This is a genomic window from Pseudomonas sp. B392_1p (genome assembly GCF_052245235.1).
GTDB classification, from domain to species: Bacteria; Pseudomonadota; Gammaproteobacteria; order Pseudomonadales; family Pseudomonadaceae; genus Serpens; species Serpens gallinarum.
Map to the genome: position 1 here is coordinate 1 of NZ_JBQPXM010000023.1, position 15,816 is coordinate 15,816.

Annotated in this window: 13 protein-coding genes and 1 tRNA gene; all 14 read left to right on the forward strand. The window is 57.8% G+C overall.

Going from position 1 to position 15,816, the window contains the following annotated elements:
• On the forward strand, positions 1 to 180 hold a 180-nt coding region (locus ACTV8E_RS20375), incomplete at its 5' end, for an EF-Tu C-terminal domain-related protein (protein WP_443200185.1).
• A 54-nt stretch (positions 181 to 234) separates the two neighbouring features.
• Positions 235 to 310: transfer RNA gene (locus ACTV8E_RS20380), tRNA-Trp, on the forward strand.
• Between the two features lie 48 nt (positions 311 to 358).
• On the forward strand, positions 359 to 727 hold the full coding sequence (gene secE, locus ACTV8E_RS20385) for a preprotein translocase subunit SecE (RefSeq protein WP_443200662.1): 369 nt from the start codon (positions 359 to 361) through the stop codon (positions 725 to 727).
• A gap of 9 nt (positions 728 to 736) precedes the next feature.
• Positions 737 to 1,270, forward strand: a complete 534-nt coding sequence (gene nusG, locus ACTV8E_RS20390; RefSeq protein ID WP_251837785.1) for a transcription termination/antitermination protein NusG — start codon at positions 737 to 739, stop codon at positions 1,268 to 1,270.
• Between the two features lie 119 nt (positions 1,271 to 1,389).
• On the forward strand, positions 1,390 to 1,821 hold the full coding sequence (gene rplK / locus ACTV8E_RS20395) for a 50S ribosomal protein L11 (protein WP_251837784.1): 432 nt from the start codon (positions 1,390 to 1,392) through the stop codon (positions 1,819 to 1,821).
• Positions 1,821 to 2,516: a 50S ribosomal protein L1 gene (rplA, locus tag ACTV8E_RS20400; protein WP_443200663.1), complete on the forward strand. Its 696-nt coding sequence runs from the start codon at positions 1,821 to 1,823 to the stop codon at positions 2,514 to 2,516. The genes rplK and rplA overlap by 1 nt, the downstream gene beginning before the upstream one ends.
• A 197-nt stretch (positions 2,517 to 2,713) precedes the next feature.
• Positions 2,714 to 3,214 (forward strand): 50S ribosomal protein L10, encoded by a 501-nt coding sequence (rplJ, locus tag ACTV8E_RS20405; RefSeq protein WP_251837782.1) that lies wholly within the window; start codon positions 2,714 to 2,716, stop codon positions 3,212 to 3,214.
• An 81-nt stretch (positions 3,215 to 3,295) separates the two neighbouring features.
• Positions 3,296 to 3,664, forward strand: a complete 369-nt coding sequence (rplL, locus tag ACTV8E_RS20410; RefSeq protein ID WP_251837781.1) for a 50S ribosomal protein L7/L12 — start codon at positions 3,296 to 3,298, stop codon at positions 3,662 to 3,664.
• A gap of 210 nt (positions 3,665 to 3,874) precedes the next feature.
• Positions 3,875 to 7,951: a DNA-directed RNA polymerase subunit beta gene (gene rpoB / locus ACTV8E_RS20415; RefSeq protein WP_273535367.1), complete on the forward strand. Its 4,077-nt coding sequence runs from the start codon at positions 3,875 to 3,877 to the stop codon at positions 7,949 to 7,951.
• Positions 7,952 to 8,016: 65 nt separating this feature from the next.
• The gene (rpoC, locus tag ACTV8E_RS20420; protein ID WP_251837779.1) at positions 8,017 to 12,216 is read left to right on the forward strand and encodes a DNA-directed RNA polymerase subunit beta'; all 4,200 of its coding nucleotides are present in this window, start codon (positions 8,017 to 8,019) and stop codon (positions 12,214 to 12,216) included.
• A gap of 157 nt (positions 12,217 to 12,373) precedes the next feature.
• Entirely contained in the window at positions 12,374 to 12,745 is a 372-nt protein-coding gene (gene rpsL, locus ACTV8E_RS20425) for a 30S ribosomal protein S12 (protein WP_251837778.1), read from the forward strand.
• 98 nt (positions 12,746 to 12,843) lie between these two features.
• Positions 12,844 to 13,314: a 30S ribosomal protein S7 gene (gene rpsG / locus ACTV8E_RS20430; protein ID WP_251837777.1), complete on the forward strand. Its 471-nt coding sequence runs from the start codon at positions 12,844 to 12,846 to the stop codon at positions 13,312 to 13,314.
• A 30-nt stretch (positions 13,315 to 13,344) separates the two neighbouring features.
• Complete coding sequence (fusA, locus tag ACTV8E_RS20435; RefSeq protein WP_251837776.1) at positions 13,345 to 15,447, forward strand: elongation factor G; 2,103 nt, start codon at positions 13,345 to 13,347, stop codon at positions 15,445 to 15,447.
• A gap of 28 nt (positions 15,448 to 15,475) precedes the next feature.
• Positions 15,476 to 15,816, forward strand: a 341-nt coding sequence (locus ACTV8E_RS20440; RefSeq protein WP_443200664.1) for a GTP-binding protein, incomplete at its 3' end; no start/stop codon positions are given.

Here is a 15,816-nt window from a genome sequence, read left to right on the forward strand (position 1 = left end):
ACTGACGTCACCGGTAACTGCGAACTGCCGGAAGGCGTTGAGATGGTGATGCCGGGCGACAACGTGAAGATGGTTGTTACCCTGATCGCTCCGATCGCCATGGAAGACGGTCTGCGTTTCGCGATTCGCGAAGGCGGCCGTACCGTAGGCGCCGGCGTGGTTGCCAAGATCATCGAGTAATCGGTTGATTTTGGGTCTTCAGGTCGGCATAATTGCCGGCCTGATTCGAGTTCTAGGCCAGTAGCTCAATTGGCAGAGCGGCGGTCTCCAAAACCGCAGGTTGGGGGTTCGATTCCCTCCTGGCCTGCCAGATTCCTTAAGTTGAGAATCTGGCATTTTTTAAACAGGATCTAAACAGATGAACGCCAGGGTTGAAGCCAAAGAGAGTCGCTTTGATCTGCTGAAATGGCTTTTTGTGGCTGCTTTGGTGGTGATCGGCGTAGTTGGTAATCAGTATTTTGCGGCTGAGCCTGTTCTATATCGCGTTCTGGTTCTGTTGGTTCTTGCTGCTGGAGCTATTTTCGTCGGGCTGCAAACGACGAAAGGGCGCGCTTTTCACGTGCTGGCTCGAGAGGCTCGTGTCGAGATTCGCAAGGTCGTATGGCCGACCCGTCAGGAAACCACTCAAACAACATTGATCGTTGTGGCTGTCGTTCTTGTGATGGCGCTGTTGTTGTGGGGGCTTGATTCGCTGTTGGGTTGGGTTGTTTCGTTGATCGTAGGTTAAAGGTGCTCCGTGGCTAAGCGATGGTACGTGGTGCATGCTTACTCGGGTTACGAGAAGCATGTCATGCGCTCGCTGATCGAGCGTGTCAGGCTGGCCGGCATGGAAGATGAGTTCGGCGAGATCCTCGTCCCCACCGAAGAAGTGGTGGAGATGCGCAACGGGCAAAAGCGCAAGAGCGAGCGTAAATTCTTTCCGGGCTACGTTCTTGTCCAGATGGAGATGAGTGAGGCGGCTTGGCATTTGATCAAGAATACGCCTCGCGTCATGGGTTTTATTGGTGGTACGGCAGACAAGCCCGCGCCGATTACCGAAAAGGAAGCCGAGGCGATCCTGCGTCGTGTTGCCGATAGTGGTGATAAACCCAAGCCCAAGACGCTGTTTGAGCCGGGTGAGACGGTGCGTGTCGTTGACGGGCCGTTCGCAGATTTCAACGGTGTTGTCGAAGAAGTCAATTACGAGAAAAGTCGGATACACGTGGCTGTTCTCATTTTTGGACGCTCCACGCCAGTGGAGTTGGAGTTCAGTCAGGTCGAGAAGGCTTAACTGGCTCGCAGATCCCTTACCCCGCAGCTAAATGGGTTGCGGGGTTTTGTCGTCACTGGGATATACGCGTAAGCAACCGGGGAGCCTTCAGGCGCACGTACCCGTAAGTGGAGTAAGAAATGGCTAAAAAGATTACGGCTTATATCAAGCTGCAAGTTAAGGCAGGTCAAGCTAACCCGTCGCCGCCAGTGGGTCCGGCACTGGGTCAGCACGGTGTCAATATCATGGAATTCTGCAAGGCATTCAATGCCCGTACCCAAGGCCAGGAGCCTGGGCTGCCGACTCCAGTGATTATCACTGTTTACAGCGACCGCAGTTTTACCTTTGAAACCAAGAGCACTCCGGCAGCCGTGCTGCTGAAGAAGGCGGCAGGCATCACCGCTGGTTCCGCTCGTCCTAACACCCAGAAAGTCGGCACCGTGACTCGTGTTCAGCTGGAAGAGATCGCTAAAACCAAGCAAGCAGATCTGACTGCCGCTGACCTGGACGCTGCCGTGCGTAGCATTGCTGGCTCCGCTCGCAGCATGGGCCTGAACGTGGAGGGTGTGTAATGGCTAAGCTGACCAAGCGCCAGAAGGCAATTGCCGAAAAGATTCAGGCAGGCAAGCAGTATGCTTTCGAAGAAGCAGCTGCCCTACTGGCTGAGCTGTCCACCATCAAGTTCAAAGAGTCCGTTGATATTGCTATCAACTTGGGCGTTGATCCGCGTAAGTCAGACCAGGTCGTTCGTGGTGCTACCGTGCTGCCGAACGGAACTGGCAAGAGCGTGCGCGTAGCCGTGTTCACTCAAGGTCCGGCTGCCGAAGCTGCTCTGGCTGCGGGTGCGGATCGCGTTGGTATGGACGACCTGGCTGCCGAAATGAAGGGCGGCGACCTGAACTATGACGTCGTCATTGCTTCCCCGGATGCAATGCGTGTCGTTGGTCAGTTGGGTCAGATCCTCGGTCCGCGCGGCCTGATGCCGAACCCGAAGGTTGGTACTGTAACCCCTGACGTCGCTACTGCCGTGAAGAATGCCAAGGCTGGTCAGGTACGCTTTCGTACTGACAAGAACGGCATCATTCACACCTCTATTGGCAAGGTTGATTTCGAACCCGCCAAGCTGAAAGAGAACGTTGAAGCCCTGCTGGCCGATCTGCGTCGCCTCAAGCCATCCACTTCCAAGGGTGTCTATGTGAAGCGCGTAACGCTGAGCAGCACCATGGGCCCGGGTCTGCAAATCGACCAGGCGTCGTTCGAGGCGTAAGTTTGAAGTCGCAGCGGGCTTTCCCGCTGCGCAGGTATTGGGGTCCCTGCCTGGCGGGGGCTATCCAAGACCGTAGGCGGCGCAAGCCTTAAACACGAAAGCCTACGCAGATGGTGCTCCCGATTCTTTACCGAATCAGACACCAAAACGACGTCCGATTTCGATCGGATGAACCGGTAACATCCAGGAGTGAACCCGTGGCAATTAAACTCGAAGACAAGAAGGCCATCGTCGCTGAAGTCAACGAGGCTGCCAAAACTGCCCTGTCCGCTGTCGTGGCTGATGCCCGTGGCGTGACCGTAGGGGCCATGACCGGACTCCGTAAAGAGGCCCGCGAAGCTGGCGTATACGTGCGTGTCGTACGTAATACCCTGCTCAAGCGCGCCGTTGAAGGCACTCCGTATGATGTGCTCAACGACGTGTTCAAAGGCCCGACCCTGATTGCTTTCTCTACCGAACATCCGGGCGCTGCCGCTCGTATCTTCAAAGAGTTCGCCAAGGGTCAGGACAAGTTCGAGATCAAGGCCGCTGCGTTCGAGGGTCAGTTCATCGCAGCCAATCAGATCGACGTGCTGGCAACTCTGCCGACCTATGACGAAGCTGTTTCGCAGCTGATGAGCGTGATTCAAGGCGCTACCAGCAAGCTGGCTCGTACTCTGGCGGCTATTCGTGACCAGAAAGAAGGCGTGGCCGCCTAACAAGGCCCCGCATACTTTTTCGACGTTATTCGTTTAATTCGATGGCCGTAAGGCCGTCACCCCAATACAGGAACTAGAGTCATGGCTCTGACCAACGAAGATATCATCAACGCCGTTTCCGAAATGTCCGTCATGCAGATCGTTGAACTGATCAAGGCGATGGAAGAGAAGTTCGGTGTTACCGCTGCCGCTGCCGCTGCCGCTGGCCCGGCTGCTGCCGCTGCCGTAGTTGAAGAGCAGACCGAGTTCACCATTTTCCTGGCCGAAGCTGGCGACAAGAAAGTGAACGTGATCAAGGCTGTTCGTGAACTGACCGGCCTGGGCCTGAAAGAAGCCAAGGCTGTTGTTGACAGCGCTCCCGGCATCGTCAAGGAAGGCGTTTCGAAAGAAGAAGCCGAAGCTGCCAAGAAGTCCTTGGAAGAAGCAGGCGCCAAGGTCGAGCTCAAGTAAGCGCGACCTTGCGTCTACAGCCTGAGCGTCTCGCACAAGGCTGATGGCTGGTGGCTAATGCCACCGGCCTTTTTCCGTTATAGGCGGCTTGCGAATGCAGGCTGCCTGTGACACCACCATATAGGTGGCGCAGATCATGATCTGCACGAGTTTCTGGCTGCTCCCGTCGGGAGAAGCCAAACAAGCAGGTGACCAAGCTGGGGAACGCTGATGGCTTACTCATACACTGAGAAAAAACGTATCCGCAAGGACTTTAGCAAGTTGCCGGACGTGATGGATGTGCCCTACCTCCTGGCCATCCAGCTGGATTCGTATCGCGAATTCCTGCAGGCGGGGGCAAGCAAAGACCAGTTCCGCGACGTTGGCCTTCATGCGGCCTTCAAATCCGTTTTCCCGATCATCAGCTATTCCGGCAGCGCCGCTCTGGAATACGTAGGCTATCGCCTGGGTGAGCCGGCCTTTGATGTCAAAGAGTGCGTGCTGCGTGGCGTAACATTTGCCGTCCCGCTGCGGGTAAAACTGCGCCTGATCATTTTCGACAAAGAATCGTCGAATAAAGCGATCAAGGACATCAAGGAACAAGAAGTTTACATGGGGGAAATCCCCCTGATGACCGAAAACGGTACCTTTATCATTAACGGTACCGAGCGTGTCATCGTTTCTCAGCTGCACCGCTCGCCGGGCGTGTTCTTCGACCACGATCGCGGCAAGACTCACAGCTCGGGCAAGCTGCTGTACTCCGCGCGCATCATTCCCTATCGTGGCTCCTGGCTGGACTTCGAGTTTGACCCGAAGGACGCAGTGTTCGTGCGCATCGACCGTCGCCGCAAACTGCCGGCTTCGGTGCTTTTGCGCGCCCTGGGTTACAGCACCGAGGAAATCCTCGACGCCTTCTATTCGACCAACGTGTTCCAGATCAAGGGCGATGGTCTGAGCCTGGAGTTGGTGCCCCAGCGTCTGCGTGGCGAAATTGCCGCGTTCGACATCCAGGATGAGAACGGCAAGGTCATCGTTGAGCAAGGCCGCCGGGTTACCGCGCGCCACATCAACCAGATCGAAAAGGCCGGTATCAAGGAACTTCAGGTTCCGCTGGACTACGTGCTGGGTCGCACCACGGCCAAGGCCATCGTGCATCCGGCTACCGGTGAAATCGTTGTCGAGTGCAACACCGAGCTGACCACCGAACTGCTGGTGCAGATCGGCAAGGCGCAAGTTGTGCGCTTTGAAACGCTGTACACCAACGAAATCGACTGCGGTCCGTTCATCTCCGACACCTTGAAGGTCGACAGCACCAGCAACCAGCTGGAAGCTCTGGTCGAGATCTACCGCATGATGCGTCCCGGCGAGCCGCCGACCAAGGATGCCGCTGAAACGCTGTTCAATAACCTGTTCTTCAGCGCTGAGCGTTACGATCTGTCTGCCGTGGGCCGCATGAAGTTCAACCGTCGGATCGGTCGTACCGAGATCGAAGGTTCGGGCGTGCTCAGCAAGGAAGACATCGTTGATGTGCTGAAGACCCTGGTCGATATCCGTAACGGCAAGGGCATCGTTGATGACATCGATCACCTCGGCAACCGCCGTGTGCGTTGTGTCGGCGAAATGGCTGAAAACCAGTTCCGTGTTGGCCTGGTGCGTGTTGAGCGCGCGGTCAAGGAACGTCTGTCCATGGCTGAAAGCGAAGGCCTGATGCCGCAAGACCTGATCAACGCCAAGCCGGTTGCGGCGGCGGTGAAGGAGTTCTTCGGTTCCAGCCAGTTGTCGCAGTTCATGGACCAGAACAACCCGCTCTCTGAAATCACCCACAAGCGCCGTGTTTCCGCACTTGGCCCGGGCGGTCTGACCCGTGAGCGCGCAGGCTTTGAAGTCCGCGACGTACACCCGACTCACTACGGCCGTGTGTGTCCGATCGAAACGCCGGAAGGTCCGAACATCGGTCTGATCAACTCCCTGGCAGCCTACGCGCGTACTAACAAGTACGGCTTCCTGGAAAGCCCATACCGGGTGGTCAAGGAAGGTAAGGTGACCGACGAGATCGTGTTCCTGTCCGCCATTGAAGAGGCTGATCACGTGGTCGCCCAGGCTTCGGCGACCATGAACGAGCAGAACATGCTGACTGACGAACTGGTAACGGTCCGTCACCTCAACGAGTTCACCGTCAAGGCTCCCGAAGACGTGACCCTGATGGACGTGTCGCCGCGTCAGGTGGTGTCCGTAGCTGCTTCGCTGATTCCATTCCTGGAGCACGATGACGCCAACCGTGCACTCATGGGTTCGAACATGCAGCGTCAGGCTGTGCCGACCCTGCGCTCCGACAAGCCCCTGGTAGGTACTGGCATGGAGCGCAACGTCGCCCGTGACTCCGGTGTCTGCGTCGTGGCCCGTCGTGGCGGCGTCATCGACTCGGTCGATGCCAGCCGAATCGTTGTGCGCGTGCATGATGATGAAGTTGAAACCGGTGAAGCCGGTGTGGATATCTACAACCTCACCAAGTACACCCGTTCCAACCAGAACACCTGCATCAACCAGCGTCCGCTGGTCAGCAAGGGTGACTCGGTTTCGCGCGGCGACATCATGGCGGATGGTCCGTCCACCGACATGGGCGAATTGGCCCTGGGTCAGAACCTGCGCGTGGCATTCATGCCGTGGAATGGCTTCAACTTCGAAGACTCCATCTGCTTGTCCGAGCGTGTTGTTCAGGAAGATCGCCTGACCACTATCCACATTCAGGAACTGACCTGTGTGGCGCGCGATACCAAGCTTGGCCCAGAGGAAATCACCGCGGACATCCCGAACGTGGGTGAAGCGGCGCTAAACAAGCTGGACGAAGCAGGCATCGTGTATGTCGGCGCTGAAGTCGGCGCTGGCGATATCCTGGTTGGCAAGGTCACGCCGAAGGGCGAAACCCAGCTGACACCGGAAGAAAAGCTGCTGCGTGCGATCTTTGGTGAGAAGGCTTCCGATGTGAAGGACACCTCCCTGCGTGTGCCGACTGGCACCAAGGGTACCGTCATCGACGTTCAGGTCTTCACTCGTGATGGCGTGGAGCGCGACTCCCGTGCTCTGGCCATCGAGAAGATGCAGCTCGACGAGATCCGCAAGGACCTCAACGAAGAGTTCCGCATTGTCGAAGGTGCGACCTTCGAGCGTCTGCGTGCCGCTCTGGTCGGCGCTGTCGTTGAAGGCGGTGCTGGCCTGAAGAAGGGTGCCAAGGTCACCGACGAGGTGCTTGACGGGCTGGAGCGTGGTCAGTGGTTCAAGCTGCGCATGGCTGAAGATGCACTGAACGAGCAGCTGGAAAAGGCCCAGGCCTACATTTCCGACCGTCGTCAGCTGCTCGATGACAAGTTCGAAGACAAGAAGCGCAAGCTGCAGCAGGGCGACGACCTGGCACCGGGCGTGCTGAAAATCGTCAAGGTTTACCTGGCGATCAAGCGTCGCATCCAGCCGGGTGACAAGATGGCCGGTCGCCACGGTAACAAGGGTGTGGTCTCGGTGATCATGCCGGTCGAAGACATGCCGCACGATGCCAACGGCACACCGGTGGATATCGTCCTCAACCCGCTGGGCGTACCGTCGCGTATGAACGTTGGTCAGATCCTGGAAACCCACCTGGGCCTCGCGGCCAAGGGCTTGGGCGACAAGATCAATCTGATGCTCGAAGAGCAGCGCAAGGTCGCTGACCTGCGCAAGTTTCTCGGCCAGATCTACAACGATATCGGCGGTCGCAAGAAGGAAGAGTTGGAAAGCTTCAGCGATCAGGAAATTCTCGATCTCGCACACAACCTGCGTCAGGGTGTGCCGATGGCCACGCCTGTGTTCGACGGCGCCAAGGAGCATGAGATCAAGGCGATGCTCAAGCTTGCCGATCTGCCGGAAAGCGGTCAGATGCGCCTGATCGACGGTCGCACCGGTAACCAGTTCGAGCGTCCGACCACCGTCGGCTACATGTACATGCTCAAGCTGAACCACCTGGTCGACGACAAGATGCACGCGCGTTCCACCGGTTCCTACAGCCTGGTCACTCAGCAGCCGCTGGGCGGTAAGGCGCAGTTCGGTGGTCAGCGTTTCGGGGAGATGGAAGTCTGGGCGCTGGAAGCCTATGGCGCCGCCTACACGCTGCAGGAAATGCTGACCGTGAAATCGGACGACGTGAACGGCCGAACCAAGATGTACAAGAACATCGTGGACGGCGATCACCGCATGGAGGCCGGCATGCCCGAGTCCTTCAACGTGCTGATCAAAGAAATCCGCTCGCTCGGTATCGACATCGAACTGGAAACCGAATAACACGCACCGCCTATGCGGCGCCCGGCCAACAGCCGGTCGCCGCAGGTCCGTGAGGAGGAAAGGCCTTGAAAGACTTGCTGAATCTGTTGAAAAACCAGGGTCAGGTTGAAGAGTTCGATGCGATCCGTATCGGTCTGGCTTCGCCTGAGATGATCCGTTCCTGGTCTTTCGGCGAAGTAAAAAAGCCGGAAACCATCAACTACCGTACCTTTAAGCCTGAGCGCGATGGTCTGTTCTGCGCCAAGATCTTTGGCCCGGTCAAGGACTACGAGTGCCTGTGCGGTAAGTACAAGCGCCTCAAGCATCGCGGCGTAATCTGCGAGAAGTGTGGCGTGGAAGTGGCCCTGGCCAAGGTTCGTCGTGAGCGCATGGCGCACATCGAACTGGCCTCGCCGGTCGCCCACATCTGGTTCCTGAAGTCGCTGCCGTCCCGTATCGGCCTGCTACTGGACATGACCCTGCGTGACATCGAGCGCGTGCTTTATTTCGAAAGCTACGTGGTGATCGATCCGGGCATGACCACCCTGGAAAAGGGTCAGCTGCTGAACGATGAGCAGTACTTCGAAGCCCTTGAAGAATTTGGCGATGACTTCGATGCCCGCATGGGTGCCGAAGCCGTTCGCGAGCTGCTGATCGCCATTGATCTGGAGCACGAGATCGGCCGCCTGCGCGAAGAGATTCCGCAGACCAACTCGGAAACCAAGATCAAGAAGCTGTCCAAGCGACTGAAACTGATGGAAGCCTTCCAGGGGTCGGGCAACCTGCCTGAGTGGATGGTTCTGACCGTTTTGCCGGTGCTGCCGCCGGACCTGCGTCCGCTGGTTCCGCTGGATGGTGGCCGCTTCGCGACCTCCGATCTGAACGACCTGTATCGTCGCGTGATCAACCGTAACAACCGTCTGAAGCGCCTGCTCGACCTGTCCGCTCCGGACATCATCGTGCGTAACGAAAAGCGCATGCTGCAGGAAGCGGTTGATGCCCTGCTGGATAACGGCCGTCGCGGTCGCGCCATCACCGGCTCGAACAAGCGTCCGCTGAAGTCCCTGGCCGACATGATCAAGGGTAAGCAAGGTCGCTTCCGTCAGAACCTGCTGGGTAAGCGCGTGGACTACTCCGGTCGTTCCGTGATTACCGTGGGTCCGACCCTGCGCCTGCACCAGTGCGGTCTGCCGAAGAAGATGGCTCTTGAGCTGTTCAAGCCGTTCATTTTCGGCAAGCTGGAAATGCGTGGTCTGGCGACCACCATCAAGGCTGCCAAGAAGATGGTCGAGCGTGAATTGCCGGAAGTCTGGGACGTCCTCGCCGAAGTCATTCGCGAACACCCCGTACTGCTCAACCGCGCGCCGACCCTGCACCGTCTGGGTATCCAGGCGTTCGAGCCGGTCCTCATCGAAGGCAAGGCCATCCAGCTGCACCCGCTGGTCTGCGCCGCGTACAACGCCGACTTTGACGGTGACCAGATGGCCGTACACGTGCCGCTGACGCTGGAAGCCCAGCTGGAAGCGCGCGCGCTGATGATGTCCACCAACAACGTACTGTCGCCCGCCAACGGCGAGCCGATCATCGTGCCGTCACAGGACGTGGTCTTGGGTCTGTACTACATGACCCGTGAGTCCATCAATGCCAAGGGCGAGGGTCGCGTGTTCGCCGACCTGCAGGAAGTCGATCGGGTGTTCCGCGCCGGTGAAGCGTCGCTGCACGCCAAGGTCAAGGTTCGTATCCATGAAACCATCAAGCAGAAAGACGGCTCGTTGGTCGAGAATGCTCGCATTGTAGATACCACCGTTGGTCGTGCGCTGCTGTTCCAGATCGTGCCTAAAGGCCTGTCCTACGACGTCGTCAACCAGTCGATGAAGAAAAAAGCGATCTCCAAGCTGATCAACCAGGCGTACCGCACGGTTGGTCTGAAGGACACCGTGATTTTCGCCGACCAGTTGATGTACACCGGTTTTGCCTATTCGACGATTTCCGGCGTGTCCATCGGCGTCAATGACTTCGAGATTCCGGACGAGAAGGCTCGCATCATCGATGCCGCCACCGACGAAGTGAAGGAAATCGAAGCCCAGTATGCCTCCGGCCTGGTAACCCAGGGCGAGAAGTACAACAAGGTGATCGACCTGTGGTCGAAGGCCAACGATGAAGTCTCCAAGGCGATGATGGCCAACCTGTCCAAGGACAAGGTTATTGATCGCGACGGTAACGAAGTCGAGCAGGAATCGTTCAACTCCATGTACATGATGGCCGACTCCGGTGCGCGTGGTTCCGCCGCGCAGATCCGTCAGCTGGCTGGTATGCGTGGCCTGATGGCCAAGCCGGACGGTTCCATCATCGAAACGCCGATCACCGCAAACTTCCGTGAAGGGCTGAACGTACTCCAGTACTTTATTTCCACCCACGGCGCTCGTAAGGGTCTGGCGGATACCGCACTGAAGACCGCTAACTCCGGTTATCTGACCCGTCGCCTGGTCGACGTGGCGCAGGACCTGGTAGTGACCGAGGTTGATTGCGGCACCGAGCAAGGTCTGCTGATGACTCCGCACATCGAAGGCGGTGACGTCGTCGAGGCGCTGGGTGATCGCGTGCTGGGCCGTGTGATTGCCAAGGACGTACCGAAGCCGGGTAGCGATGAGATCATTGTGCCGGCTGGCACCCTGGTCGATGAGAAGTGGGTTGAGTTCATCGAGCGCAACAGTATCGACGAAGTGGTCGTGCGTTCGCCGATCACCTGCGAAACCCGCTACGGCATCTGCGCCAAGTGCTACGGTCGCGATCTGGCTCGTGGTCACCAGGTCAACATTGGTGAGGCGGTCGGTGTAATTGCTGCCCAGTCCATCGGTGAGCCGGGTACCCAGCTCACCATGCGTACCTTCCACATCGGTGGTGCGGCAAGCCGGACTTCGGCCGTCGACAACGTGATGGTGAAAAACGGCGGTACCATTCGCCTGCACAGCATCAAGCACGTAGTACGTGCCGACGGCAACATCGTCGTCGTGGAACGTTCCGGTGAGCTGGCGGTAGCCGACGACTTCGGTCGTGAGCGCGAGCGCTACAAGCTGCCCTATGGTGCGGTCATTTCCGTCAAGGAAGGCGACAAGGTCGATGCCGGTACTGTAGTGGTCAAATGGGACCCGCACACCCACCCGATCGTGACCGAAATGAAGGGTACCGTGACCTTCGTCGGCATGGAGGAGGGCATCACCATCAAGCGCCAGACCGACGAACTGACCGGTCTGACCAACATCCAGGTGCTTGATGCCAAGGATCGTCCGGCCGCCGGCAAGGACATCCGTCCGGCGATCAAGATGGTTGATGAGAATGGCAAGGACCTGCTGCTGCCGGGTACCGACGTAATGGCGCAGTACTTCCTGCCCGCCAACGCGTTGGTCGGTGTGGCGGACGGTGCGCAAATCGGTGTCGGTGACGTCATCGCGCGTATTCCCCAGGAAACCTCGAAGACCCGCGACATCACCGGTGGTCTGCCGCGCGTTGCCGACCTGTTCGAAGCGCGTCGTCCGAAGGAAGCATCGATTCTGGCTGAAATCAGCGGAACCATCTCCTTCGGCAAGGAAACCAAGGGCAAGCGCCGCCTGGTCATTACTCCAACCGATGGCAGCGATCCGTACGAGGAACTGATTCCGAAGTGGCGTCACCTCAACGTCTTCGAAGGCGAACAAGTGAACAAGGGCGAAGTGATCTCCGACGGCCCGAGCGATCCGCACGATATCCTGCGTCTGCTGGGTGTCAGTGCACTGGCGCGCTACATCGTCACCGAGATTCAGGACGTTTATCGCCTGCAGGGTGTGAAAATCAACGACAAGCACATCGAAACCATCCTGCGCCAGATGCTGCGCAAGGTTGAAATTGCCGAGTCGGGTGATTCCAGTTTCATCAAGGGCGACCAGATGGAACTGACCGCAGTGCTGCGCGAAAACGAGCGTCTGGCAGCCGAAGACAAATTCATTGCCAAGTTCACTCGCGTACTGCTGGGTATTACCAAGGCTTCGTTGTCCACCGAGTCGTTCATTTCCGCGGCATCCTTCCAGGAAACCACCCGCGTATTGACCGAGGCGGCCGTTACCGGCAAGCGCGATTACCTGCGCGGCTTGAAGGAAAACGTCGTTGTGGGTCGTCTGATCCCGGCCGGTACCGGTCTGGCCTATCACAGCGAGCGCAAGCGTCGCCGTGAGTTGGACAAGCCGCTGCGCGTGAGTGCCGACGAGGTCGAGGCAGCTCTGACCGAGGCGCTGAACTCCAGCGGAAACTGAGTGTAAAGCCCGGGCGAAACTCGCCCGGGCTTTGCCTTGACGGGAACTTGCAGTCTCTTTAGACTCATGCACCCCTAAATTTGGCAGGGCGCGTCGCTCTGCCATTTTGCTTTCTTTGGAAAGCGATAGCGTCGAAAGACAACAGTGGAGCTAGTAGATGGCAACTATCAACCAGCTGGTGCGTCAGCCGCGCAAGCGCATCGTCGAGAAATCCGACGTGCCGGCGCTGCAGAACTGCCCGCAACGTCGTGGCGTGTGCACCCGCGTGTATACCACCACCCCGAAAAAACCGAACTCGGCACTGCGTAAAGTCTGCCGCGTACGTCTGACCAACGGTTTCGAGGTTTCCTCGTACATCGGCGGTGAAGGCCACAACTTGCAAGAGCACAGTGTTGTGCTGATTCGCGGCGGCCGTGTAAAGGACCTTCCGGGTGTTCGTTACCACACCGTGCGCGGTTCCCTGGATACCTCAGGTGTCAAGGATCGTAAGCAGGGTCGTTCCAAGTACGGCGCCAAGCGTCCGAAGTAATTCAGCTTTATATTTAATTGAGTCGATAAGAGTAAGGTCGGACGTAACCAAGGCGTTATCGTTCCGGGCTAACCTGAAGACCGTTTGAGGGCTTATCAATGCCAAGACGTCGTGTAGCAGCCAAGCGTGAGATTCTGGACGATCCGAAATACGGAAGCCTGATTCTCGCCAAATTCATGAACCACGTGATGGAAAGCGGCAAGAAGGCCGTGGCCGAGCGCATCGTTTACGGTGCTCTGGACACTGTCAAAACCCGCAAGAACAGCGATCCCCTGGAGATCTTCGAAAAAGCTCTCGACGCCATCGCTCCGCTGGTCGAAGTGAAGTCCCGCCGTGTTGGCGGTGCGACTTACCAGGTTCCGGTTGAAGTTCGTCCGTCCCGTCGAAATGCCCTGGCTATGCGCTGGTTGGTGGATAGCGCGCGCAAGCGTGGCGAAAAATCCATGGCTCTGCGTCTGGCTGGCGAACTCATGGATGCCTCCGAGGGCAAGGGAGCTGCAGTGAAGAAGCGTGAAGACGTGCACCGCATGGCAGAAGCCAACAAGGCGTTCTCGCACTACCGCTTCTAATTCAAGCGCTCTATTTACGAGGACCTAATTGTGGCCCGTACTACCCCAATCAACCGCTACCGTAACATTGGCATCTGCGCGCACGTGGATGCCGGTAAAACCACTACGACCGAGCGGATTCTGTTTTACACCGGCGTAAACCATAAAATGGGCGAGACCCATGATGGTGCCAGTACCACCGACTGGATGGTGCAGGAGCAGGAGCGTGGTATTACCATCACCTCCGCCGCTGTGACCGCTTTCTGGCAGGGCTCGCAGAAGCAGTTCGACAAGTACCGCGTCAACGTGATCGACACCCCCGGTCACGTGGACTTCACCATTGAAGTAGAGCGTTCGCTGCGCGTGCTGGACGGCGCGGTGGTGGTCTTCTGTGGTACTTCCGGCGTTGAGCCGCAGTCGGAAACCGTATGGCGTCAAGCCAACAAGTACGGCGTGCCGCGCGTTGTCTACGTCAACAAGATGGACCGTCAGGGTGCCAACTTCCTGCGTGTGGTCGGTCAGATCAAGCAGCGCTTGGGTCACACCCCGGTACCGCTTCAGCTGCCGATCGGCGCCGAAGAGAACTTCAAGGGTCAGATCGACCTGATGAGCATGCAGGCTGTGTACTGGGATGAGTCCGATATGGGCATGACTCCCCGTTACGAAGCCATTCCTGCAGAGCTCCAGGCACAAGCCGAAGAGTATCGCTCGAACTTGGTAGAGGCAGCTGCCGAAGCCAACGAAGAGCTGATGAACAAGTACCTCGAGGAAGGCGATCTTTCCGTCGAGGAAATCAAGGCTGGTCTGCGTCAGCGTACCATCGCCGGTGAAATCGTTCCGGCTGTCTGTGGGTCCTCCTTCAAGAACAAGGGCGTGCCCCTGGTTCTCGATGCCGTGATCGACTACCTGCCGGCGCCGACTGAAATCCCGCCGATCCAGGGTACCAATCCGGACAACGAAGAGGAGACCGATGAGCGCGTGGCTTCTGACGAAGCTCCGTTCGCGGCTCTGGCGTTCAAGATCGCAACCGACCCCTTCGTCGGTACGCTGACTTTTGCTCGTGTCTACTCGGGCGTTCTGGCCTCCGGTGACTCGGTGATCAACTCGGTCAAGGGCAAGAAAGAGCGCGTCGGCCGTATGGTGCAGATGCACGCTAACGAGCGCCAGGAAATCAAAGAAGTGCGCGCGGGCGACATCGCTGCGCTGATTGGCATGAAAGATGTGACCACAGGTGACACCCTGTGCGACATCAACAAGCCGATCATCCTTGAGCGTATGGATTTCCCGGAGCCGGTGATCTCGGTTGCCGTGGAGCCGAAGACCAAGGCTGACCAGGAAAAAATGGGTATCGCGCTGGGCCGCCTGGCTCAGGAAGACCCGTCTTTCCGCGTGAAGACCGACGAAGAAACCGGCCAGACGATCATTTCCGGGATGGGTGAGCTTCACCTGGACATCCTGGTTGACCGTATGCGTCGCGAGTTCAACGTCGAGGCCAACATCGGTAAGCCGCAAGTTTCTTACCGTGAAAAGATCACCAAGAGCTGCGAGATCGAAGGTAAGTTCGTTCGCCAGTCCGGTGGTCGTGGCCAGTTCGGTCATTGCTGGATTCGCTTCTCGCCGGCTGACGAAGGTCAGGAAGGCTTGGTGTTTGAAAACAAGGTTGTGGGCGGTGTGGTTCCGAAGGAATACATCCCTGCGATCCAGAAGGGCATCGAAGAGCAGATGAAAAACGGCGTTGTCGCCGGTTATCCGCTGCTGGGCCTGAAGGCTGAAGTGTTCGATGGCTCTTACCACGACGTCGACTCGAACGAAATGGCGTTCAAGATCGCGGCTTCCATGGCGACCAAGCAACTTGCCCAGAAAGGCGGCGGTGTTGTTCTTGAGCCGATCATGAAGGTCGAAGTGGTAACCCCTGAAGACTACATGGGTGACGTGATGGGTGACCTGAACCGTCGTCGCGGTCTGATTCAGGGTATGGATGACTCGGTTTCTGGCAAGGTAATTCGTGCCGAAGTGCCGCTGGGTGAAATGTTCGGCTATGCGACCGACGTTCGTTCCATGTCCCAGGGCCGTGCCAGTTATTCCATGGAGTTCTCCAAGTACTCCGAAGCTCCGTCGAACATCGTCGAAGCGCTCACCAAAAAACAAGGTTAATCATCCTTTACGCTAGGAGTTTACTGTCGTGGCTAAAGAAAAATTTGAACGTAGCAAACCGCACCTCAACGTTGGCACCATCGGTCACGTTGACCATGGCAAGACCACGCTGACCGCAGCCCTGACCCGCGTCTGCGCCGAAGTATTCGGCAGCGGTGGTACTTCCAAGGGTTACGACCAGATCGACAACGCGCCGGAAGAAAAGGCTCGTGGTATCACCATCAACACTTCGCACGTTGAATATGATTCCCCGACCCGTCACTACGCGCACGTTGACTGCCCGGGTCACGCCGACTATGTGAAGAACATGATCACCGGTGCTGCCCAGATGGACGGCGCGATCCTGGTCTGCTCGGCTGCTGACGGCCC